The following is a 21,347-nucleotide window of genomic DNA, read 5'->3' as shown; positions in this document are numbered from 1 at the left end:
ATATGAAAAAATAAGATCAGTTCCCTTTACTCCCTGACTTCAAAGAGACCCTACATGGACCAAACGACGCCCGATCTCGATCTCGCCCGCGAGCTGCTGGAAGCCAAAAACAACGTCCTGAAAGAAATCCGCAAGGTCATCATCGGCCAGGACGCCGTCATCGAAGACCTCCTGGTCGCCCTGTTCTCGCGCGGGCACTGCCTGTTCGTCGGCGTGCCGGGGCTGGCCAAGACGCTGCTCGTCAGCTCGCTGGCGAAAGTCCTCAACCTCAAGTTCAGCCGCATCCAGTTCACGCCCGACCTCATGCCGTCGGACATCACCGGCACCGAGATCCTGTACGAGGACCAGGCGACGAACAAACGCGAGTTCCGCTTCATCCGCGGCCCCATCTTCGCCAACATCATTTTGGCCGACGAGATCAACCGCACCCCGCCGAAAACGCAGGCGGCGCTGTTGCAGGCCATGCAGGAACACCAGGTGACGGTGGGCTCGAACACGTATCACCTCGAGCCGCCGTTCCTCGTGTTCGCCACGCAGAACCCCATCGAACACGAGGGCACCTATCCCCTGCCCGAGGCGCAGCTCGACCGCTTCATGTTCATCATCAACGTCGATTACCCGACCAAGGAGCAGGAGGTGCAGATCGCGCTGTCCACCACGTCGGGCGTGAAGCCGGAACTGGAGGTGGTGATGGAGGCCGACCGCATTCTGGCCTTGCAGAAGCTGGTGCCGAAGGTGCCGGTGTCGGATCACGTCGCGCGGTATGCGGTGGATTTGGTTAGGGCGTCACGACCGGGGAACGGCACGACGCCGGGATTCGTCACCGAGTGGGTCAGTTGGGGGGCGGGGCCGCGCGCCAGTCAGTACCTGGTGCTGGCCGCCAAGGCGCGGGCGCTGATGGACAACCGCGTCGCCGTCACCATCGACGACATCAAAAGCGTCAGCCAGCAGGTGCTGGAACACCGCATCCTGCTCAACTTCAAAGCCGAAGCCGAAAACATCAAAACCCAGGACATCATCGACAAGCTACTCGCTGAGGTGAAGGTTTGATAAGAACTCTTCCGAAAATCTTATTAATATCTCTCTTTTTTATAACTCCTGTATATGCCGACTCCGTTTCAACGCAGATTTTAAATAGTCTGAAACTGTGGCAACCAAAATCCGTAAATCACAAACAAGGAATTGTTGAAATCATCTCTAAAGAGCGGCGAGTCACAGAAACAATATATCAAGCCATGATTGGTGGAATTTGTACCGGAATAATAAAAAAGCCTAAGGGTCTAAAAGGAGTTTCTGAAATTCAGATTTTGAACCGATTTGGAAAGCAGGGATATATTTTTGAAGGCGGACAATCAGAATGTCGTGAATACAACAAAATGCCCGCCAAACAAACCAAGATATATCTACTAGGCAGAACACATATGTACTAGCAAACTTTTATTTACCGATGTGGGGATTTGAGGATGGTTTCGACGGTCCAGTCCACGTTCAGATGCTTCCCTTTTGCCCGATTGGAGAAAACCCGAAGTTCTCCAGGATCGCTACCACTTGCCCTCCGGACAGGCGGCGCAGTTTAACCATGAATCGGTTGCAGCTCCATGCTCACAATGATGGGGGCATTGGGTGACAGTTCCAACTCTTCCAGGTTCTCCCCGTCGAGGTGCAAAGCCAGCGCCTCCTGCATGTTCTTCACCGTCTCGTCGATCGTGCTCCCCTGGGTGATGACCGGCAGGCCGACGCATTCGGCGACATAGCCGCTTTGATCTCCCGGATAAAGAATGATCTGAATCACATTGCGTTTCATGAATCGATCTCCAATCAATAATGAGAGCTTCGCATAAGCCTTAAAAAGAGTGAACCCATAGATTCTTCGTCGCCTCCCTTACAGGGAGAGGAATAGGGTTCTGCTATTAGGGCGAATGATGGGTTGTCAGCCAATCCAAAAGCCACTTGTCTCCTCCGGGCGTGGCCCGGCTTCTCAGAATGACATGCTGGAGCCTGAATTGTCATTCTGAGCGTCAGCGAAGAATCTATGTTTTTGGTTTAATCCCACTTACGCAAGGGTCTCATTAATTATGTCCTCAACCGGCTTTGCCGGGCGGACGGCTCTCAATGCACTCCACGCTATTTTAGACTCAAGCCGCGGGGAAATCAAAATTCAAGGACGGCCTACCGTCTTCCGGCGAGACCCCATCATCTCCCCTCCTTTCCAAGGAGGGGATTGAGGGGAGGTATTGGTGGTCGCAACCCGTGAACACGGGTTGCACTCCAAAACCCCACCCCGACCCTCCCCTTGGTACAGGGGAGGGGGGAAAGGGACCTTATGATTCTTCCCTCACGGACCATAAGCCCTTCTTCTTCCCGCAATGATGTGCGCGTATTTACCGATGTGGGGATTTGAGGATGGTTTCGACGGTCCAGTCCACGTTCAGGCGCAGGCGCTGGCCGCTGCGGCCGTCGTACTCGACGTAGCCGTGGTCCTTGCCGAATAAGAACAGGTCACGCGTCACGTTGACGTCCTGCTTGCAGTACTCGACGATCTGGTCGAGCTTTATCTTGTCCCCGCCCAGGTATTCCTTCCACCATTGCAGTGAAATCAATCCGTCGGCGGACTTCTTCGTGCCCAGCGTGCAGCCGGCGAGGTTGTCGAGCTTGATGCGGTGGTTCTTTTTCTGGGTGAAATCGACGAGCATGTCGAAGGTGGGGATGTCGAGCAAGTCGATGTGCCGCTGGCTGGCGGCGCCCTGGATGACGGTGTAGTCGAAGCCGATGACGTTGAAACCGACCACCAGATCGGCGGACTTGAGGTGGTCGATGAGATCGGTGTAGCCCGGCCCGTCCTTCTTGTCCGGCTCGCCGTAATAAACGTGGTGTTTCGGGTCGTGGCTGTCCCAGACGACGCCGACGGCCATCAGCATGTCCTTGATATTGCCCCAGCCGCCCACTTCATCGGCGCTCTTCTGCGTCTCCAGGTCGAAATACAGGATACGCGGCCCCAAATCCTTTGGTTTTTGGGGCTTTACCGGCTCTTCCACCGGCGGCTGGGAAAACAGGTCGAGTTGATCGGGCATAGTGGGGCCTTATATCACTTTCCCGGCAGCCGATTCAAGCCCCGATACCCAAACCCAGCAATTTCAATGCCCTGCCCCCTGCCACGCAAGTTCTTCAGGCAGAGGGCAGGGGCCGCCCTGTTTTTTCCTAAAGTCCGCATATTTTAAGGCCGATAAGATCATCAGGAGCGGGCGTGGCCCGCGGCAAACGGGCGGATGCTCTGTGAGCGAACGATGGTCCATGGGCGCAAGCCGATGGGCTCCCCCTTCTCTGAAGGGGGGACCGGTCAGCGGCAACGCAACGGTCCAATTGGGAAACATCATCATGGCAATCACATCCATATTTGGCCTTCAATCCGGCTTCAACACCTCGGAAGTCGTCGAGCAACTGATCGCTCTGCAGCAGCGTCCTCTGGAAGCGAAGGTGTCCGAACGCGAGTTGCAGATCGACAAGCTCGACCTGTTCAAGGAGTTGCGCACGCTGGCTGGATCGTTCAAGAGCCTGGTGCGGACCATGGACATTCGCGACCGCATGCTGAACAAGGTTGGCGATTTCCTGGGCGACACCTCCACCGCCAAAGTCGGCGTCAACACCAGCGTGAACTCGCCCACCGGCGCGTTCGACATCAACGTCACCCAGCTGGCGCAGACGGGGATTGTGCAGTCCGACGACCGGTTCAGTGCAGCGACGGATACTTACAACCCGGGCCTGGACGGCGAATTTTTCCGGATCACAGTCGGAAGCACCGTAACCGATATCACCGTCGGCGGCGACGAAACCGTGCAGGAGATTGTGGACCTGATCAACGCCTCAGCGGCGGATGTCACCGCCAAGGTGGTGGATGACGGTTCGGCCACTCCCATCAGCATTGTGATCGAGGGCAACCAGACCGGCTCCAGCCAGGATGTGACGGCCCGTTATTTTGAAGGCGGAACGGACCAGTTTTTCACCAGCATTCAAACGGCGCAGGATTCGACGTTCACTCTCGACAGCATCAGCTACACCCGTTCCACCAATACCGTCAACGACGTCATCACCGGCACGACGCTGAGCCTGGACGCGCTGGGTTCCGGCACCATCAACATCAGCATCGACACCGACAACATCCGCACCAAGATCGAGGATTTCGTCAAGCAGTTCAACGAGGTGCAAACTTTCATTGACGAGCAGGCGTTTTTCGACAGCGACACGCTGGAGTCCGGCCCGCTGTTCGGCCAGTTCTCGGTGCGCAACCTGGAAGAAACCCTCAGCAACCTGGTTTCGAGCCAGGTGACCGGGTTGAGCAGTTCGTTCAGCTTCCTGTCGCAAATCGGCATCAGCACCCAGGACGACGGCACGTTGGTGCTGGACAGCGCCAAGTTGAGCTCGGCCTTGGTGAGCGATCCGGAAGGCGTGGCCAACCTGTTCATCACCTCCGGTTCCGCCACCGACGCCAATGTCGATTTCCTGAACGCCAACAGCAAAACCGAGCAAGGCACGTTTGAGCTTCAGGTCACCGGCGGCGTTCCGGAATTGCGCAAGGTGGGCGAAGCCAGTTTCACTGCGGCCGTGCAGGGTCCGGGCAGCACCTTCATCGGCGCGGCGGGAACCAGCGCCGAGGGTCTGGTGTTCAGCATCGATTCCTCGGAACTGGCCAGCAACGGCAGCAAGGGGACGATCGCTGTTTCCATCGGCGTGGCGGAGAAACTGGACCGGGTGCTGACATTCAACACGGACACCACGCAGAACGGCCCGTTGATGGGTGACATCAACACCACCACGGAACAAATCGAGGACCTCAATGAAGTCATTCTCCGGCTGGATGACCGGCTGAAATTGTTTGAGGACCGGATTCGTAATCAGTTTATCCAATTGGAAGTGATTCTGGGTCAACTCGACGCGCAACGAAAAGCGGTGGAGTCGTCCTTATCCAATTTGTCAGGACTGCTCAAGAAATAAATCTGCGAACACGGCCACACGGAAGACTCACAGGAGAGCGCACATATGGGACAGACACAGGGACACAAGGAATACCGGATCAATGAGGTCTCGACCTCCAACCAGGGCAAGCTGATTCTCATGATGTACGATGGAGCCATCCGGTTTGTCACCATGGCGATGGATTCTCTGGACCAGAACGATGTCGCTCACAAGAGTGTGTACATCCAGAAGTCGCGGGACATCGTCAACGAGTTGATGGTGGCGCTCGACACCGACAAGGGCGGTGAGGTGTGCCGCAATCTGGAACGGCTGTACCAGTTTGTGCTGCGCCAGTTGACCCTGGCCAACATCAAAAACGACAAGGCCTCCCTGCAGGCGGTCCTGCGTGTGATGACACCGCTGCGCGAAGCCTGGGACCAGATCTTCAACGCCGCGGAAGAAGCCGAATCCAGTACCCACTCCAGCCCGAACTCCGGCTTCGTGGCCCGGTGTTGACTCATTAAAAAATAAAAACCAGCGCGCCGCCCTCCCCATTTTTTCTTCACAACCGCTTACCGTGCAAAAATCGCCCGCCCGTACGGGCCTGTGTTTCCCGGCACCCCACGTCCGCCGTTTTATGCCCCCCATTCCTTTCCCTCTTATTTTTTTGACAACCTGTTAAAACCTGTGGTACAAAGCATCTCCCACATTTGGTTACCTATTAAATTCTTTCAATTCGAACCATGAAAATTCACGAATATCAGGGCAAACAGCTCTTCAAAAAATACAAGGTCCCGGTACCCAACGGCATCCTGGTTCACGACAAATCCGAAGCGGCAGCCGCCGCGAAGAAGATCGGCACCACCCCCGTTGTGGTCAAGGCGCAGATCCATGCCGGCGGCCGTGGCAAGGGTGGCGGCGTGAAACTGGCCAAAAGCCCGGAGGAAGCCGAGAAGCACGCCGGAGATATCATCGGTATGCAGTTGGTCACGCACCAGACCGGCCCGGAAGGACGGCTGGTGAAAAAGGTTCTGATCGAAGAGGGGATGGACATCGTCCGCGAATTGTATCTGAGCCTCATCCTCGACCGCGAGACCAGCCAGGTCATGATCATGGCCAGTGAGGCCGGTGGCATGGAAATCGAGGAAGTGGCCGAAGCCACGCCGGAAAAAATCATCACCGAACGCGTCGATCCCGTCATCGGCGTCAAACCCTATCTCGCACGCAAACTGGCGTTCGCCCTGAACCTGGAAGGCGACGTCTTCAAGCAGGCCATTCCCTTCATCATCAATCTGTATCAGTGCTTCGTGAAGGAAGACCTGTCGATGCTGGAGATCAACCCGCTGGTGGTCACCGGCGACAACCGTCTTTTGGCGCTCGACGCCAAGATCGATGTGGACGACAACGCGCTGGGCCGGCATCCCGACATACAGGAGATGCGCGACCTCGACGAGGAAGACCCCAACGAGATCGAAGCCTCCAAGTTCCACCTCAACTACATTCAGCTCGATGGCAACATCGGCTGCATGGTGAACGGCGCCGGACTGGCGATGGCGACGATGGATATCGTCAAGCACAGTGGAGGCGAGCCCGCCAACTTTCTGGATGTCGGCGGCGGCGCCAACGAGGAGATGATCGAAAACGCATTCCGCATTCTCCTCTCTGACAACAAAGTAAAAGCCATTTTCATTAATATATTCGGTGGCATTCTGCGCTGCGACATCCTCGCCAAAGGCGTGGTCGCGGCGGCGAAAAAATTGAGTGTGACTATTCCGGTTGTCATCCGCATGGAAGGCACCAACATGGAAGAAGGCCACCGCATTCTTGAAGAATCCGAAATCAACTTCATCGTCGGCAATGGTATGAAAGATGCCGCGAAAAAGGTCGTACAGGCAATCCAATGAGCATTCTCGTAGATGAAAACACAAAATTGCTGGTTCAGGGCATCACCGGTCGCGAAGGCATGTTTCACGCCGAGCAGTGCATGAAGTACGGCACCCAGCTGGTGGCGGGTGTGACTCCGGGTAAAGGCGGACAGAAGGTGCTGGACACCGTTCCTGTTTTCAATTCGGTCAAAGACGCCGTCGCCAAAACCAAGGCCAACGCCTCGATGATCTTCGTGCCGCCGGCGTTCGCCGCGGACGCCATTCTCGAAGCGGCGGATGCGGGTGTCGAATTGATCATCTGCATCTCGGAAGGCATTCCGGTGTATGACATGGTGGAAGTGTACCGGTACATCCAGGATTCCGATTCGCGTCTGGTCGGGCCCAACTGCCCCGGCGTCATCTCTCCCGGCAAATGCAAGATCGGCATCATGCCCGCACACATCCACAAAAAGGGCAACGTCGGCATCATTTCCCGCAGCGGCACCTTGACCTACGAGGCCGTCGGTCAGTTGACGGCCATGGGCATCGGCCAGTCCACCTGCGTCGGCATCGGCGGCGATCCCATCATCGGCACCCGCTACATCGACACCCTCAAGCTGTTCCAGAAGGACCGCGCCACCAAGGCCATCTGCATGATCGGCGAGATCGGCGGGTCGGCGGAAGACGAAGCGGCGTACTATATCAAGAAACACGTCACCAAACCGGTGGTCGGGTTCATCGCCGGGCAGACTGCGCCTCCGGGCCGCCGCATGGGCCACGCAGGCGCCATCATTTCCGGTGGCCAGGGTACGGCGGAAGGCAAGATGAAGGTCATGAAGAAGTGCGGCATCAAAGTGGTGAAGAGTCCGGCCGACATCGGCAAGACCCTCGCCAAGTGCCTGTAAGCGCCCTCCCCCCGATTTTTCCGGGAATCCGTTAAAAAAACAAAACCCCTTGGGATGTTCTGCATCCCAAGGGGTATGAGCCACACATCGATCTGTCCCCATTGCGGGGCACCCAATCCAAACAAAACCGCGTGGTGCGAAAAGTGCCTGACGCCGTTCGATCCTCCCCAAGCCGAGAATAAAACGCTGGACTGTCCCAACTGCCAGCATCCCAACGACTACCAACTGGATCACTGCGAAGTCTGCCACGAACCGTTGAAGCCCGGTCAGGCGGAGTAGTGAGGAAGAGCTATTCTCCCTCGTCCATCTGGGCACGCGCCTGCCGCACCAACTGCTTCAAACGTTCCTGGTAATCCAGGTTGCTGAAGTTGTCGCCGCGGCGGAAGTTGGTGAAGTACAGGTCGGCATAAACTGAGATCAGGTTGTGCAGGATCTCGTGGTTGTCCATGCCCATATCGACCATCTCTTTATAAGACGTGGTCACGAAATCCGGCGCCTCGTCCTGGATTTGCTGGTCCACGATGACATGCAGAACCGTATGGACAAAGGGGTTGACCACCTTGCCCTCGATTTCCTGCGGGTACACGGCCATCTCTCCCATCTCCCAGGCCTGATCGAACTCCGGGTGCATGTCCATGATGCGGGCGATGCACTCATCCAGTTCCTCAAAATCCTTGCCCTGGTTGCGGTCGGCCGCAACGCGAAGAACGCGTTCCTGCGTTTCTTTATCGAATTTCATGATCGCTCTCCCAACAGCGTCCGTATCGTACGAAGACGACGGCTTTAAATATTTAAATAATAGAAGGTGAGTTTCAAGGTGTTTCTGAAAAGTGTGAGCGGCGGTCCCGCCCTTTGGCACCGTACACCATGAACACCCGTTTTCCCTGGCGGACATGATATTTCGCCCAGGCCGGGGATTTGCCGTCGTAACTGGCGTCCGGGTCCTCCCCTTCCGCCTTCAAAAAATCGGGGTAATCCAACCCGGCATCAAACACGTCGCCCAGTAGGGCGTCGGAGGTGAAGCCTTTGCCGGAAAGCCGGATCTTGCTCAAAAACTGTTGAATCTCTGCCGGGTCGTTCAGTTCAATCGGTTCCATAATCAATAATCAATTTCAAGTCAGGTTTGGAATTAAGATGGTTGACCGCAAAAAAAGATTGCGAATATTTTGGTCTGGCTGAAGAGGCCTTTACGCACAGCCCATCCGTCTGGTATGATTGGATATTCGGAGTGTCCGGCCAAGCCGGAGGCCCATCCTAACACAGGTTTTGACCTTGGGGAAACCCGTTGCTCCCCAAGGTAAACCTTCATTTTAAATCAGGGAGCCTATTTACCATGTTGACTGAAGAAAACCTCGTGCTCACCCGGTCCGAGCCAAATGGAAACGGTGGCCTTCAGTTTGTGTATCGCATCAACAATTACGGAGTGGCCGCGGTCAACTTCCCCACTCAGGACATCACCCAACTGGAATGGACCGTGGATGTCATCAAGTTTCGCACTGCGGACGGCCTGCAATACGATCTGTGCCACACGACCGACCTGGCGAAAAAAACGTTGACGTTTCGCAATGACCGTGCGGTGAACGAGTTTCTGGAAAAAGCCTTCGTTTACCTTAAAAAGCCCAATTTCACGGAAGGTGTGGTAGAATAGATATCTGGACAAAAATACAATGACGCAAAAAGTTCACCTCTGGGCCTAAGCAACCCTGCAAGGCTACAACAACCAGGAAAACACTGCGGACTTTGTCCTCACCCTCTGAGGCCACATAACATATTGATTTTATTATAGGTAATAGTTATTTCCGGGCAATCGGGATTCGTAGAAGTGTCCTTCCCCCGGGAGTTTTGTCGAATTTCGACAAATTTCATTTGAAATTCTTCAATAAAATTGTATTACACGGGCAAACATGATAATTTAGTCACCGCAAATCAGGTTGTTCTGAACATTCCTGAAACCGGGACCTCGTTTCCTGTTGCCCCAAATACACCAAATAGCTAAAAAAGCTAATTAAATTAAACACTTGGAATAAACTTTTTGCGTTGAGGAGTCGTTATGACCGAGCAAACTGCAACCCAAAAAAAGGAGGAATGGGTCCCCAAAGGCGACTTGCAAAAAGTCGTGGACCCGGTGTGGTTGTTGAACGAAGCGCCGCGTGAAACCCAGTTCATCACCGGGAGTGAAGCGGCACGGGAAGCCATCCGTCGCTGCAATGTGGATTGTGCCATCTCCTATCCCATCACCCCGCAGAGTGAGACCATGCAGCAGGTGGGTTATCTCTACGATGAAGGGTATCTGAAAGACTACTATCGGGCGGAAGAAGAAATCGGCGTCATGACGGCCATTGGCGGTGCATCACGCGCTGGCGTGCGCTCCTTGACGGCGACCTCCGGTCCCGGTCTGATGCGCGGCATGGAAGCCATTGCCTCCTGGCCCGGCGCGCGGACTCCTCTGGTTCTGCTGAACATGTGCCGCGTCATCAACACGCCGCTGGCCATTCAGCCGGACAACATCGAAATTTCCTTTTTGCTGAATACCGGCATCCTGCATGCCCACGCCGAACACCAGCAGGACTTCTTCGATTACACCCTCGCCGCTTTCATGGTGTCTGAGGAAGTCGATGTCACCCTGCCGGCGGTCGTTTCGGTTGACGGCTTTTTCGTCACCCACGCCCGCGGTAAAGTGTCCATGCCTTCGGAAGAATTCAAACTGCCGCCGCGTGATGGCTGGCGTTCTGCCGTACCGGCCATGGACAACGAGAACCCGCCGGCGCGGTTGTCCCGTGACGCTCCCATTCAGAAGTCCAACTTCATCAGCTATCACATGCATGCGAGCTGGCAGCAGGAAGTCTTTGCCGCCGTCGAGCGTTCCGCCCGGCACTGGCGCAAGTACATCGGCGACCTGATCGAAGTGGTCAACCCGGATGCCGAGGAGTTTCTCATTGCTTCCGGCTCGGCCGTTTCCCAGTCCCGCGAAGCCGTCCGTCAGGAAGGCGAAGCCGGCCGCAAGGTGGGCCTGGTCAAAGTCAAGACCATCCGCCCCTGGCCGCGGAAGGAGATCATCGCCGCCGTCAAGCATGCCAAGCGGATTCTGATTCCGGAATTCAATCAGGCCGGCTGGCTGCACAAGGAAGTCTGTTCCACCCTGTACGGCAAGTGCGACGCCCAGATCTCCGGGGGTCCCCGGGTCTATGGCGGCATGACCATGCCGACGGAAATGATTCTGGATTGGCTGGCGGAAGCCCGCAAAGGCAATCTTCAATAAAACAGAAGTTGGGTTGCGTTAAGGTTGCGTTAACCCGGTATTTTGTGTAGGCTGTCCTTTTCGGGTTGCAAGTCCGGATGAGCAGCGCTTTATAACGATGTATCAACCCTTGCAGGCTGAGGGTTTTCATAAATCTTTATAAATACTTTCTTAAATATATATAGAAAGGTACCCCAATTATGTCTCTCGAAACCGTCAAACCAGCCCCTGGTTATGAGGAAATTCTCCCGGTAGAATATCGCGACCTGGTTAAGTACGGTCAGTATGGTCGTGAAGTAAAAGTCAGCGAAATGGGGAAATTCAAGGAGCTTCTGGAAGAGCATCCGATGTGCGCAGGCTGCGCGATGACGCTGTTCATCCGCCTGACGATGCTGGCTCTGCCCGCTCCGGAACACACCATCAATGTTGGTACCGCAGGGTGTGGACGTCTGGCGATTTCCCAGGCCAACATCCCCTTCATCTACGGCAACTACGGCGACACCAACTCCGTGGCTTCCGGCCTCAAACGCGGTCTGGAAATTCGTTTCCCGAACCAGCCCAAGGACGTTATCGTTCAGGCCGGTGACGGCGGATTGATCGACATCGGCTTTCAGGCACTGATGCATTCCTGGTTCCGCCAGGAGCGGTTCACGACCATCATGCTGGACAACGAAGTTTACGGCAACACCGGCGGTCAGGAAAGTGGTATGACCATGAAGGGCCAGGTCTTGAAAATGGCTCCGCGTGGTAAAGCTACGGACAAGATCGATGCTCTGGGCCTCGCCCGGGTAGCGGGTTGTGCCTACATCGCCCGGATCGCGCCGACCAACCCGGCACGTGTCGTCCGCACCGTTCGTCGCGCCATTCTCATCGCGCGTGAAGTCGGTCCGACTTTCATTCAGGCGTACACCTCCTGCAACATTGAGTATGCAATTCCGACCCCGGAAGTCATGCAGGATGCCTTCGACGTCGAAAAAGAACGTTACGGTTTTCTCGAAGAAATGACGGATGAAGCCAAGGCGTACATCACCGACCTCGAAAAGAAAGACAAAGAAAAAGCCAAAGCTGCTAAAAAATAAACGAGGAGGTTTTAAACCCATGGTAGAAGAAGTCAAACGTTATAACGTTCGCATGGCCGGCATTGGCGGCCAGGGCGTTGTCACCGCCTCTCACATTCTGAGTAACGCGGTCGTCATCGGAAACGGGTTCAGTTCCCTCGTCCCCTTTTTCGGTTCCGAAAAACGCAACGCCCCGGTTGAAAGTTACGTGCGGATCTCCAACGATGAAATTTATGAAATCGGCGAGATCGTCTTCCCCAATGTGTTGATGATTTTCAGTGCACAGGTCATCACCCTGGGCAAGTCGTACACCATGCCTTTCTATACGGGCCTCAAGGAAAACGGCATCATCCTGATCAACAACCGGGAACCGTTGAAGCTCATCCCCGATGAAGAGAAGGAGCTGGTGGATAAGAAAGCGAATATCTATTATCTGCCCGCTACCGAGCTTGCAAATGATGTCGCGGGAACCGACCTGGCCACCAACATGGCCATGTGCGGTGCCATCTCCGCCATCTTTGGCATGCCGGACATGGAATCCATCGAGGGATCCGTCAAGGATCGTTTCATCGGCAAGGGTATTGTTACCTCCGGTGGTACCGCCTCTTTGGATAGCGTCATCGAAAAGAAATTTGCCAAAAAGCAGAAGTTGCTTCAGGCAAATATGGACACCATCAAAGCCGCCTATCAGTACGCGATAGATCACAAATGGGGTGTCCATGCCGATAAAGAGAAACCGGTTGCTGTTTAACGCAACTTTTGAATTGGAGTGTAATCAAGCATGTACTATGTTGCAGATGTAAACAAGGATATCTGTGCTGAAACCAACTGCCACTTGTGCACGACTTATTGTCCTGAGGCGAACTGCATCAACTACAGCGAGGAAGATAAATCCGCCTATGTTTCGGTGGATCGCTGCAAGTCTTGCGAGATCTGCGTTTACATCTGCAGAGACGTTGCAAAACACGATGCTATCCAGATGAAGTGGATCGACAATCTGGAAGATCGTTTCGTGATCAAGCGGGTGGGAGTGGTTCAGCGCTGACCATCCTTCAGCCCATATTGGTTTGAAGCTTTAGAAGGAAAAGGTATTTGGGGCTCTCCCCAAATACCTTTTTTTTTCCCATTCACCGTCAACTTATTTTACGCTGGAGATCCTGAAGCCTAATGGAAAGAACGTTCGCTATCATCAAACCCGACGCTGTAGAACGCAACCTGATTGGAAAAATTCTTGAGCGGATCGAATCCAAAGGATTCCGGATCGTCGCCATGAAACGCACCAAATTGACTCTGGAGCAGGTCGAGGGCTTTTACCACGTGCACAAGGAACGCCCTTTCTTCAAAGACCTCACCACGTACATGGCCACCGGCGGCCCGGTCGTGCTGCTGGCCCTGGAAAAGGGCAATGCCATTGCCAGCTGGCGGGAACTGATGGGCGCCACCAATCCCAAAGATGCCGCCGCGGGCACTATCCGTAAGGATTTTGCCGTGGATATCGAAAAGAACTCGGTGCATGGCTCGGACTCTCCGGAAAACGCGGCGTTTGAATTGTCCTATTTCTTCAGCCTGACGGAAATCCAACCCTGATTGCCCTGAAAGGGGGTGAATCATGATGCATCAACCCCGGTTCCAGTCCAACAAGTTGTGGTTGAGAATCCTAGCCATGTGGGCCCTTTGGGTGGCCCTCATTGCAACGCCCCCGGCTTTTTCCCAGGATGCCCACCCCTACACGCTTTACCAGAATATGGAGAAATACGGCATCGTGGTCTGGCCGCGAAGCGCCATCTCCCCCGAAATGGAAGAGTTCTTCACCTCGATCGGGTTCAGGGAAGTCCACCAGGGCCTGGCGGTGATGCGTTTCGGCGAGGTCAATCAGAATGGCACCTTCATGATGCCGGAGTCCATTCAGAAACAGTTCGAAATCGACCGGTTTATAATTCTTCAGGTTTTGAGCGACCGGATCGGTATAATGGTAGGTATCTGGGAACAGGAATTCGGCCTCACCCTGCCCCAAAAAGTGTACCGGCTTGATGAGGTCAAAGAAAATATCCCGAAAACGCTGGATATCTTCCGGGAACAGTCCGGGAAGAAACCCATTTCCTGGCCCCGGCCATGAAATCTGGAATCCACCCCGGTGGCCCTGCGTGCAAGGCTCACCGGATGAGCAGGAGGCGCGATCATGCCGATTTACGAATACGAATGCGAAAAGTGTAAGGACCGGACCGAAGCCCTGCAGAGGACAGATGACCCGCCACTCGAAACATGTGAGAAGTGTGGAGGCCCCCTGCAGAAATGCGTGACCGGCTCCACCTTCCACCTGTACGGAACGGGATTCTACACCACCGACAACAAACGCAAGTATCTAAAATGACCCGGTTTTCAGGGGTTGGAACGTAACGGCACCCAACGGCTCAGGGCTTCCTGCACGGCTTCCGATCCCGGCAGGGGGACGACCTCTTTTTCCTTCCGGACATCGACCACGCTCACGTTGGACCCCAGCGGCTGCCACATCACAGGATCGCTGTTCACGAACACCGCCACGGTCGGCAGGCCCAGCACTGCAGCCAGGTGGGCGATGCCGGCATCGTTGCCCAGAAACCCATCGCACCGGCTGAGCAGGGCCGCGCAATCAGTCAGGGGAAAATTGTCCCATACAGGAGTCATCAGTTCACGAGCCAACGCGTGAACGGCTTCGGCCATCGTCACTTCCGCCGGACCGAGCAGAAACACGGGAGCGGCTCCCTGCTGTCGCAGCCACTCGGCTTGCTGACGAAACGCCGGCAACGGCCAGTTTTTGGAAACGCCCCCGCTGCCCGGGTGCATCACCCAGCAGCCCCTGACAGCATTTTTGACAGACAGGAGTTTCTGTTCGGCCACCGCGCAGGATGTTGCTGGAGCCTGCCAGGCAGGTGGCCAGTCCGGTTGCGGCACACGCTCCGCAAAGGTTTGCAGGTAATAGTCGCTGACATGCAATTCCCGCCGGTATGGAAACGGTGGCCGCACCACCACCTCGGCGGACAGGCGTTGCCGCATGCGGTCGGCCACGGTAGCACCGTGGTCCTGAATGAAAGCCACCACGCAGTCGTAATCTTGCAGAAACCGGTAGGGAGGCGCATCCGCCGTGTCGCCGTAAACCTACCACCACTGGAGGTCGTCGGCGGCAAAGGCTCGATCAACGCAATCGAAGCCCTGCATCAGTTCTTTCTGCCGGGCTTCGACCACGACATGGAGGCATTCCGGTTGCACCGATTGCACCGCCTGTAAAAACGGCAGGATCATCAACACATCACCCAGCGCTCCGGTGCGGATGACGACGACTTTTTTTCCGGACAAGCGGTTCATAAACACATCTCCAAAGGCTTTAAACCCTGAATTTCATTGACAATGTGGGCCCCCTTCAATAACATGAACGAAAGAAAACCTATGATTTATATAACACGAAAAGTAGAATTTTGCGCCAGTCACCGGCTGTACAACCCATCCTTTTCTGACGAAAAAAACGCCCAGGTGTTTGGCCTTTGCAATAATCCCAATGGTCACGGTCACAACTACACCATGGAAGTGACCGTGCGCGGGGACGTCGATCCGGAAACCGGCATGGTTCTCGATCTGAAGTTCCTCAAGAAGCTGGTCACCGATGAGATCATCGACAAGGTCGATCATAAGAATCTCAACGTGGACGTCGGGTTTTTGCAAGGGGTCATCCCCACTGCCGAAAATCTGGCCATCAAGTTCTGGGAAGTGCTGGAACCGAAGCTCGGCGACGGGTTGCTTCACGAAATCAAGTTGTACGAATCTCCGCGCAACTTCGTAACCTATAGAGGACACGTCCGTGAAAGAGTTGATTGAGAAGATACTGCTCGAGTTGGGAGAAGACCCTTCCCGCGAAGGCCTGAAGAATACCCCCGAACGGGTTTCGCGCTCCCTCAAGTTCCTGACCGGCGGCTACTGGGTGAACATCGACGAACTGGTCAACGATGCCCTGTTCACCGATGCCAACACCGACGAAATGGTGATCGTCAAGGATATCGACATGTTCAGCCTGTGCGAGCACCACATGCTTCCGTTTTTTGGCAAGTGCCATGTTGCCTACCTGCCTGACGGCAAGATCATCGGCCTCAGCAAGATCCCGCGCGTGGTCGATGCTTTCAGCCGCCGCCTCCAGGTGCAGGAACGGTTGACCATGCAGGTCGCCGATTGCATCAACCGGGTATTGAAGCCCAAGGGTGTTGCCGTGGTCATCGAAGCCCTGCACCTGTGCATGTCCATGCGCGGCGTGGAGAAGCAGAATTCCTTCACCACCACAAGCTCCATGCTGGGTTATTTCAAGTCCAACCCCAGCACCCGCAGCGAGTTTTTAAGCCTGATCAACGGCGGGCAGCGGTACCGCACCTGATCACCCCAAGGCCTCCGGCAACCTACATAAGTCTTTTTAATGTAGCCGGTTACAGCGCCCGGTATGCTTTGACATTGGCAATCGATCACCCTATAATGAACGTGAATTCAAACCCAATAAAGGTTTCTCCTGCTTGAACCACTCCACTTCCAGGGACTTGCTTCTCGAAAGTACGGAATACATTCCTGAAATATTCGGCACTCAGGACACCAACCTCAAACAAATCGAAAAAAAGTTCAACGTCCGCATCACCACGCGCGAGAATCAAATTCGTATCAGTGGCGAGCCGAACGATGTCGAAGCGGTCGAGCATCTGCTCGTGCAACTGCACGACATGATGGCCAGCGGCCAGCGCCTGGTCAACGGCGACATCAAGTTCGCCATCCGGCTGGTGGCCGAAGACCCTAAAGTGGATATCAAGGGGCTGTTCGACGAACGTATTCCCGTATCGCCCAAGAAAGGATTCATCACGCCCAAGGGCAACACCCAGCGCAAGATGATCCAGGCCATCCGCAAACACGACGTCGTGCTTGCCATCGGTCCGGCAGGCACCGGCAAAACGTACCTTGCGGTGGCCATGGCGGTCGAAGGCTTTTTGAAACGCCAGTTCAAGCGCATCATTCTGACCCGTCCTGCCGTCGAAGCCGGAGAAAAACTGGGCTTCCTGCCCGGTGACATCGCCGAAAAAATTCAACCGTACCTGATGCCGCTCTACGACGCGCTTTACGAAATGGTGGAGTTCAATCAGGTGCAGCAGATGATTGCGGAGGGGTATATAGAAATCGCGCCGCTGGCCTACATGCGCGGGCGCACGCTGAACGACTCATTCATCATCCTGGACGAAGCGCAGAACTCGACCCGGGAACAGATGAAAATGTTCCTCACCCGGTTGGGATTCCGCTCGAAGATGGTCGTCACCGGCGACATCACGCAGGTGGACTTGCCGCGCGGCACCCAGTCCGGCCTTTTGCATGCCAGAGAAATATTGAGAGACATTCACGGCATCGACTTGATTGAATTCGACCGAAAAGACGTCGTCCGCCACGAGTTGGTGAAAAAAATCATCGGTGCCTACGACCGGGCAGAGCAAAGCGAACCGCCTCCCTCTGCATAACAGACATCCGAGCCGGCGGTTGTGCGCGACGATCTCCCGATCACCCACACGGCGCATTCACAGGACACACTCAGGCTCAACACGCCATGCCCATTCTTGTGACCAACAACCAGTCCGCGCACAAAGTCGATGTGCGCTGGCTCAAGAAAGAGGCGAGCCGCATCCTGAAATACCTGGAGATCGGCGACGACGAGCTCAGTATTCTGTTGACCGACGACCCCGCCATCCGCAACCTCAATCATCAGTACCGGGACAAGGATCAGGCAACCGATGTGCTATCGTTTCCACAGGATGAAGATGCCGTCAATGAAAAGGGACAAGTGCTGCTCGGAGATGTGGTCATTTCCGTCGAAACCGCGTTCCGGCAGGCCACCGACCATCACCTGTCCCTGCAAGAGGAGTTGATCCTCCTCCTCATTCACGGCATACTGCACCTGATGGGCTACGACCACGAAACGTCGAAACAGGACGCCCGCTACATGAAACAAAAAACGCAGGAAGCATTCGGCCACATCTTTCCCGGCCGGCAACCCTCCGGGACCAGCAACTTCTGATTTCCCGGCTTCCACACGGGAGAGTGAGCATATGGAAAACCTCTGGGCCCCCTGGCGCATGAACTACATCAAATCGGATAAAACCAAGGAGTGTATATTCTGCACGTCGCCGCAGGCGGGCGACGACATGGGCCGCAAGATTTTGTACCGTGGAAAACTGAGTTTCGTCATCATCAATATTTTCCCGTATTCCAATGGGCACCTGATGGTGTCTCCCTATCGCCACCTCGCCTGCTTCACGGAGTTGAACGCCGAGGAAATCGCGGAGATCGGCCTGTTGACCCAGAAATCGATGGAGATTCTGCGTCAGTCGTACCACCCGCACGGCTTCAACATGGGCTACAATATCGGTAAGAGCGGCGGCGCGGGTTTCGACGAACACATCCATTCCCACATTGTTCCACGCTGGACCGGCGACACCAATTTCATGCCCGTACTCGCGGAAACCAAAGTCCACCCGGAACACATCGAAGCCACGTTTCAACGCCTGTATCCGATTTTTCAGGAACTCAAAATTTAACCACATCCGGTCATGGCCAAAACCGCGAACAAGCAGAATGTCGTGGACGACGACACCCCCATGATGCAGCAGTACCAGGGCATCAAAAAAGAATACCCGGACGCCATTTTGTTTTTCCGGATGGGCGATTTCTACGAGATGTTCAACGAAGACGCGAAGGAAGCGTCGAAAATTCTCGACATCGCCCTCACCTCCCGCAACAAGAACAAACCCAATGCCATTCCCATGTGCGGCATTCCGCATCACTCGTCCACCCTGTACATCAACCGCCTGGTGAAAGGCGGCAAGACCATCGCCATTTGTGAACAGGTGGAGGACCCGAAACAGGCCAAGGGGCTGGTCCGGCGCGAGGTCGTGCGCGTCATCACCCCCGGCACCGTGCTCGACGACACCCTGCTCGATCCCAAGAGCCATCACTTTCTGGTGTCGTTGTATTTCAGCAAAGATCACACGGGACTGGCCGCACTCGACATGTCCACCGGCCTGTTCAAAGTGACGGAACTGCCGTCCCAGGCACCGGACCTGCTCCGCGATGAGTTGAGCAAACTCGATCCCAAGGAAGTCCTGATTCCCGAAAGCGCCATGAACGGCAACGGAGCGCAACCGGCCAGCCTCGAAGACACCGGCTACTTCATGCAATCGCTGGAAGACTGGACCTTTCACCACACCCAGGCGCATCGCATTCTGACCGAACAGTTCAAAACCAAAACGCTGGAAGGTTTCGGCTGCGAAGACCGGCATGCCGCCGTGTGCGCCGCCGGAGCTCTCATTCAATACCTGAAAGACACGCAAAAGTCCGCACTGCAACACATCACGACGCTGTCCACCTTCAGCACGCAGGATTGCATGTTGCTGGACCGGTCCACGGTCAACAGTCTCGAACTCGTGCAGTCCAGCGACGGCCAGCGCAAGCATTCCCTGCTTGGATTGCTCGACGCCACCTGCACGCCACTGGGGGCGCGCCGGGTACGGGAATGGATTCTAAAACCGCTCATCCGTCTGGAACCGATCCAGCAACGCCTCGACCTGGTGGGACATTACAAGGAACACCTGCTCGAACGCAATGACATCCGCGAACAGTTGAAACACATTTTCGATCTGGAACGATTACTCGGAAAGATTTCCATGGCCACATGCGGGCCACGCGACCTGATCGCCCTCAAATCCTCGCTTCAGGTATTGCCCTCGATCCAGGAAATGATCGCCCGTTGTCCTCTTCCAGCCATGCAACGCATCCGCGAAAGCTGGGACAACCTGGAGTCGATTCATCAACTCATCGACGAACGCATCGAAGACGACCCGCCCCTCAACATCAAGGACGGCAACCTCATCAAACCCGGATGCGACGAGGAGCTGGACCGGCTGAAAGCCATCATGAAGGACAGCAACCAGGCGATCGCCAACCTGGAAGCACGAGAAAAAGAACGCACCGGCATCCCGCAACTCAAGGTCGGTTACAACAAAATTTATGGGTACTACATTGAGGTCACCAAGAAAAACCTCGACCGCATTCCAGACGATTTCATCCGCAAGCAATCGTTGGTCAATACCGAACGCTTCATCTCGCCCGAGCTCAAGCAGTACGAAACCGAGATCACCGGCGCCGAAGAAAAAGTGCAGGCCATCGAATTGAAACTGTTTCAGCAAATCCGGCAGGACATTGCTGCCGAAGGCATGCGCATTCAGGTCATGGCGGAGCGCATCGGTGAGCTGGACACGCTCATCGGCTTCGCGCAGATCGCGCATCAACATAATTACTGCCGGCCGGAGATGAACGACGCCGACACGCTGCGCCTGCAAAACGGTCGCCATCCACTGGTGGAACGCATCGATCCCAATCAGCCGTTCATCCCCAACGACACCCTGCTCGATTGCGACGGCAACCAGGTGGCGATCATCACCGGACCCAACATGGCGGGCAAGTCCACCTACCTGCGCCAGGTGGCGTTGAGTGTGCTCATGGCCCAGGTCGGTTGTTTTATCCCGGCGGAAGAGGCAACGATTGGCTTGGTGGATCGCATCTTTTCGCGCGTCGGCGCGCAGGACCATTTGCAGAAAGGACAATCCACTTTCATGGTGGAGATGATCGAGACCGCGAACATTTTGAACAACGCCACGCGGCAAAGCCTCATCATTCTCGATGAGATCGGGCGCGGCACCAGCACCTTCGACGGCATCAGCATCGCCTGGGCCATCGTTGAATTTCTACAGGGACCGGAACGCATCGGTGCGAAAACTTTATTCGCCACGCATTACCACGAATTGACCGAACTCGAAACGCTGTTTCCCAGTGTTAAAAATTACAACGTGCAAATCAAGGAATGGAACGACGAAATCATTTTCCTGCGCAAGATCATTCCGGGAGGCGCTGACAAAAGCTATGGCATCCACGTCGCCCGTTTGGCCGGATTGCCGGACCCGGTGTTGCGCCGGGCCAACGAAGTGCTGTTCAACCTGGAGAACAGCGAATACGATGAAGTCGGCACCCCCAAGCTGGCGCAACCGCACGCCCCCGCTGCCGGCCCGCAGCAACTGGGATTGTTCGGTGAGACCCCGCCGCCCCTCCTGCAGAAACTCCGGCAACTGGAAATCGACGACCTCACCCCGCGGCAGGCTCTGGAAAAGCTGTACGAGCTCCGTGATCTACTGAAAAATGGTTGATCCTGGTTCCCCCGCTTCCTTCAAAGCCCAACTCCAAAACATTCAAATTCAAGGTGGTTCATCCGGGCTCCAGCTCGCACACAATC

The 21,347-nt window shown here is 55.3% G+C and carries 26 protein-coding genes; 20 read left to right on the top strand and 6 right to left on the bottom strand.

Features of this window, described 5'->3' with window-relative positions; translation table 11 throughout:
• The first annotated feature begins 54 nt into the window (after positions 1–54).
• Positions 55–1,050 carry an AAA family ATPase gene (locus tag QML71_RS05745; RefSeq protein ID WP_282010955.1) on the top strand — a complete coding sequence of 332 codons (996 nt, stop codon included), beginning with the start codon at positions 55–57 and terminating at the stop codon, positions 1,048–1,050.
• A gap of 523 nt (positions 1,051–1,573) precedes the next feature.
• Here QML71_RS05745 and QML71_RS05740 read toward each other — a convergent pair.
• Positions 1,574–1,804: a type II toxin-antitoxin system HicB family antitoxin gene (locus tag QML71_RS05740; RefSeq protein WP_282010954.1), complete on the bottom strand. Its 231-nt coding sequence runs from the start codon at positions 1,802–1,804 to the stop codon at positions 1,574–1,576.
• Between the two features lie 577 nt (positions 1,805–2,381).
• Entirely contained in the window at positions 2,382–3,071 is a 690-nt protein-coding gene (locus tag QML71_RS05735) for a ribonuclease H-like domain-containing protein (protein WP_282010953.1), read from the bottom strand.
• Positions 3,072–3,375: 304 nt separating this feature from the next.
• Here QML71_RS05735 and fliD point away from each other — a divergent pair, with 304 nt between their 5' ends.
• From fliD to QML71_RS05710, 5 genes are all read left to right on the top strand, one after another.
• Positions 3,376–4,989, top strand: coding sequence for a flagellar filament capping protein FliD (gene fliD / locus QML71_RS05730; protein ID WP_282010952.1), 1,614 nt, complete (start codon positions 3,376–3,378; stop codon positions 4,987–4,989).
• A gap of 45 nt (positions 4,990–5,034) precedes the next feature.
• Entirely contained in the window at positions 5,035–5,466 is a 432-nt protein-coding gene (gene fliS, locus QML71_RS05725; protein ID WP_282010951.1) for a flagellar export chaperone FliS, read from the top strand.
• Between the two features lie 227 nt (positions 5,467–5,693).
• A complete protein-coding gene (sucC, locus tag QML71_RS05720; RefSeq protein ID WP_282010950.1) occupies positions 5,694–6,854 on the top strand; it encodes an ADP-forming succinate--CoA ligase subunit beta in 1,161 nt (386 codons plus the stop codon).
• Entirely contained in the window at positions 6,851–7,720 is an 870-nt protein-coding gene (gene sucD / locus QML71_RS05715) for a succinate--CoA ligase subunit alpha (protein WP_282010949.1), read from the top strand. The genes sucC and sucD overlap by 4 nt, the downstream gene beginning before the upstream one ends.
• Before the next feature lie 75 nt (positions 7,721–7,795).
• Complete coding sequence (locus tag QML71_RS05710) at positions 7,796–7,999, top strand: double zinc ribbon domain-containing protein (RefSeq protein WP_282010948.1); 204 nt, start codon at positions 7,796–7,798, stop codon at positions 7,997–7,999.
• 10 nt (positions 8,000–8,009) lie between these two features.
• Here the strand turns inward: QML71_RS05710 and QML71_RS05705 are convergent, their stop codons facing one another.
• Together QML71_RS05705 and QML71_RS05700 are read right to left on the bottom strand one after the other, a co-directional pair.
• Complete coding sequence (locus QML71_RS05705; protein ID WP_282010947.1) at positions 8,010–8,459, bottom strand: DUF1841 family protein; 450 nt, start codon at positions 8,457–8,459, stop codon at positions 8,010–8,012.
• A 73-nt stretch (positions 8,460–8,532) separates the two neighbouring features.
• A complete protein-coding gene (locus tag QML71_RS05700; protein WP_282010946.1) occupies positions 8,533–8,817 on the bottom strand; it encodes a hypothetical protein in 285 nt (94 codons plus the stop codon).
• A gap of 236 nt (positions 8,818–9,053) precedes the next feature.
• Here QML71_RS05700 and QML71_RS05695 point away from each other — a divergent pair, with 236 nt between their 5' ends.
• From QML71_RS05695 to QML71_RS05660, 8 genes are all read left to right on the top strand, one after another.
• Positions 9,054–9,368, top strand: a complete 315-nt coding sequence (locus QML71_RS05695; RefSeq protein ID WP_282010945.1) for a hypothetical protein — start codon at positions 9,054–9,056, stop codon at positions 9,366–9,368.
• Between the two features lie 402 nt (positions 9,369–9,770).
• Positions 9,771–10,979 carry a transketolase C-terminal domain-containing protein gene (locus QML71_RS05690; RefSeq protein WP_282010944.1) on the top strand — a complete coding sequence of 403 codons (1,209 nt, stop codon included), beginning with the start codon at positions 9,771–9,773 and terminating at the stop codon, positions 10,977–10,979.
• A gap of 179 nt (positions 10,980–11,158) precedes the next feature.
• Positions 11,159–12,037: a thiamine pyrophosphate-dependent enzyme gene (locus QML71_RS05685; protein WP_282010943.1), complete on the top strand. Its 879-nt coding sequence runs from the start codon at positions 11,159–11,161 to the stop codon at positions 12,035–12,037.
• A gap of 19 nt (positions 12,038–12,056) precedes the next feature.
• On the top strand, positions 12,057–12,767 hold the full coding sequence (locus QML71_RS05680) for a 2-oxoacid:ferredoxin oxidoreductase subunit gamma family protein (RefSeq protein WP_282010942.1): 711 nt from the start codon (positions 12,057–12,059) through the stop codon (positions 12,765–12,767).
• Between the two features lie 30 nt (positions 12,768–12,797).
• Complete coding sequence (locus tag QML71_RS05675; protein WP_282010941.1) at positions 12,798–13,061, top strand: pyruvate ferredoxin oxidoreductase; 264 nt, start codon at positions 12,798–12,800, stop codon at positions 13,059–13,061.
• A 122-nt stretch (positions 13,062–13,183) separates the two neighbouring features.
• Positions 13,184–13,603: a nucleoside-diphosphate kinase gene (gene ndk, locus QML71_RS05670; RefSeq protein ID WP_282010940.1), complete on the top strand. Its 420-nt coding sequence runs from the start codon at positions 13,184–13,186 to the stop codon at positions 13,601–13,603.
• Positions 13,604–13,625: 22 nt separating this feature from the next.
• Positions 13,626–14,132: a hypothetical protein gene (locus QML71_RS05665; protein ID WP_282010939.1), complete on the top strand. Its 507-nt coding sequence runs from the start codon at positions 13,626–13,628 to the stop codon at positions 14,130–14,132.
• A 63-nt stretch (positions 14,133–14,195) separates the two neighbouring features.
• Positions 14,196–14,387: an FmdB family zinc ribbon protein gene (locus QML71_RS05660; protein WP_282010938.1), complete on the top strand. Its 192-nt coding sequence runs from the start codon at positions 14,196–14,198 to the stop codon at positions 14,385–14,387.
• 8 nt (positions 14,388–14,395) lie between these two features.
• On the opposite strand, the gene QML71_RS05655 is transcribed toward QML71_RS05660, so the two are convergent.
• Positions 14,396–15,091, bottom strand: coding sequence for a glycosyltransferase family 9 protein (locus tag QML71_RS05655; protein WP_282010937.1), 696 nt, complete (start codon positions 15,089–15,091; stop codon positions 14,396–14,398).
• A 60-nt stretch (positions 15,092–15,151) separates the two neighbouring features.
• A complete protein-coding gene (locus QML71_RS05650) occupies positions 15,152–15,358 on the bottom strand; it encodes a glycosyltransferase family 9 protein (RefSeq protein WP_282010936.1) in 207 nt (68 codons plus the stop codon).
• Positions 15,359–15,439: 81 nt separating this feature from the next.
• On the opposite strand from QML71_RS05650, the gene QML71_RS05645 reads away from it, so the two are divergent.
• The 6 genes from QML71_RS05645 (at position 15,440) to mutS (ending at position 21,261) form a co-directional block, all read left to right on the top strand.
• The gene (locus QML71_RS05645) at positions 15,440–15,865 is read left to right on the top strand and encodes a 6-carboxytetrahydropterin synthase (RefSeq protein ID WP_282010935.1); all 426 of its coding nucleotides are present in this window, start codon (positions 15,440–15,442) and stop codon (positions 15,863–15,865) included.
• The gene (gene folE / locus QML71_RS05640) at positions 15,849–16,412 is read left to right on the top strand and encodes a GTP cyclohydrolase I FolE (RefSeq protein ID WP_282010934.1); all 564 of its coding nucleotides are present in this window, start codon (positions 15,849–15,851) and stop codon (positions 16,410–16,412) included. The genes QML71_RS05645 and folE overlap by 17 nt, the downstream gene beginning before the upstream one ends.
• A 133-nt stretch (positions 16,413–16,545) precedes the next feature.
• Positions 16,546–17,526, top strand: a complete 981-nt coding sequence (locus tag QML71_RS05635) for a PhoH family protein (protein WP_282010933.1) — start codon at positions 16,546–16,548, stop codon at positions 17,524–17,526.
• 86 nt (positions 17,527–17,612) lie between these two features.
• Entirely contained in the window at positions 17,613–18,080 is a 468-nt protein-coding gene (gene ybeY, locus QML71_RS05630) for an rRNA maturation RNase YbeY (RefSeq protein WP_282010932.1), read from the top strand.
• 31 nt (positions 18,081–18,111) lie between these two features.
• Entirely contained in the window at positions 18,112–18,600 is a 489-nt protein-coding gene (locus QML71_RS05625; protein ID WP_282010931.1) for an HIT family protein, read from the top strand.
• Between the two features lie 42 nt (positions 18,601–18,642).
• On the top strand, positions 18,643–21,261 hold the full coding sequence (gene mutS / locus QML71_RS05620) for a DNA mismatch repair protein MutS (protein WP_345742340.1): 2,619 nt from the start codon (positions 18,643–18,645) through the stop codon (positions 21,259–21,261).
• The last annotated feature ends 86 nt before the right edge of the window (positions 21,262–21,347 follow it).

The organism is Nitrospina watsonii, assembly GCF_946900835.1.
Taxonomy (GTDB): Bacteria; Nitrospinota; Nitrospinia; order Nitrospinales; family Nitrospinaceae; genus Nitrospina; species Nitrospina watsonii.
The sequence above is the reverse complement of the archived record's forward strand: the minus strand, read 5'-3'. Positions and strand labels throughout refer to the sequence as shown.

Bases quoted from the DNA above. Each gene is read 5' to 3' on its own strand.
- QML71_RS05680 (WP_282010942.1), top strand. From the start codon at position 12,057: ATGGTAGAAGAAGTCAAACGTTATAACGTTCGCATGGCCGGCATTGGC.
- QML71_RS05740 (WP_282010954.1), bottom strand. From the start codon at position 1,804: ATGAAACGCAATGTGATTCAGATCATTCTTTATCCGGGAGATCAAAGC.
- QML71_RS05650 (WP_282010936.1), bottom strand. From the start codon at position 15,358: ATGAACCGCTTGTCCGGAAAAAAAGTCGTCGTCATCCGCACCGGAGCG.
- QML71_RS05745 (WP_282010955.1), top strand. From the start codon at position 55: ATGGACCAAACGACGCCCGATCTCGATCTCGCCCGCGAGCTGCTGGAA.
- QML71_RS05675 (WP_282010941.1), top strand. From the start codon at position 12,798: ATGTACTATGTTGCAGATGTAAACAAGGATATCTGTGCTGAAACCAAC.
- ybeY (WP_282010932.1), top strand. From the start codon at position 17,613: ATGCCCATTCTTGTGACCAACAACCAGTCCGCGCACAAAGTCGATGTG.
- fliS (WP_282010951.1), top strand. From the start codon at position 5,035: ATGGGACAGACACAGGGACACAAGGAATACCGGATCAATGAGGTCTCG.
- sucD (WP_282010949.1), top strand. From the start codon at position 6,851: ATGAGCATTCTCGTAGATGAAAACACAAAATTGCTGGTTCAGGGCATC.
- QML71_RS05625 (WP_282010931.1), top strand. From the start codon at position 18,112: ATGGAAAACCTCTGGGCCCCCTGGCGCATGAACTACATCAAATCGGAT.
- QML71_RS05705 (WP_282010947.1), bottom strand. From the start codon at position 8,459: ATGAAATTCGATAAAGAAACGCAGGAACGCGTTCTTCGCGTTGCGGCC.
- QML71_RS05735 (WP_282010953.1), bottom strand. From the start codon at position 3,071: ATGCCCGATCAACTCGACCTGTTTTCCCAGCCGCCGGTGGAAGAGCCG.
- QML71_RS05660 (WP_282010938.1), top strand. From the start codon at position 14,196: ATGCCGATTTACGAATACGAATGCGAAAAGTGTAAGGACCGGACCGAA.
- QML71_RS05645 (WP_282010935.1), top strand. From the start codon at position 15,440: ATGATTTATATAACACGAAAAGTAGAATTTTGCGCCAGTCACCGGCTG.
- QML71_RS05690 (WP_282010944.1), top strand. From the start codon at position 9,771: ATGACCGAGCAAACTGCAACCCAAAAAAAGGAGGAATGGGTCCCCAAA.
- QML71_RS05665 (WP_282010939.1), top strand. From the start codon at position 13,626: ATGATGCATCAACCCCGGTTCCAGTCCAACAAGTTGTGGTTGAGAATC.
- fliD (WP_282010952.1), top strand. From the start codon at position 3,376: ATGGCAATCACATCCATATTTGGCCTTCAATCCGGCTTCAACACCTCG.
- QML71_RS05710 (WP_282010948.1), top strand. From the start codon at position 7,796: ATGAGCCACACATCGATCTGTCCCCATTGCGGGGCACCCAATCCAAAC.
- ndk (WP_282010940.1), top strand. From the start codon at position 13,184: ATGGAAAGAACGTTCGCTATCATCAAACCCGACGCTGTAGAACGCAAC.
- QML71_RS05685 (WP_282010943.1), top strand. From the start codon at position 11,159: ATGTCTCTCGAAACCGTCAAACCAGCCCCTGGTTATGAGGAAATTCTC.
- sucC (WP_282010950.1), top strand. From the start codon at position 5,694: ATGAAAATTCACGAATATCAGGGCAAACAGCTCTTCAAAAAATACAAG.
- QML71_RS05695 (WP_282010945.1), top strand. From the start codon at position 9,054: ATGTTGACTGAAGAAAACCTCGTGCTCACCCGGTCCGAGCCAAATGGA.
- QML71_RS05700 (WP_282010946.1), bottom strand. From the start codon at position 8,817: ATGGAACCGATTGAACTGAACGACCCGGCAGAGATTCAACAGTTTTTG.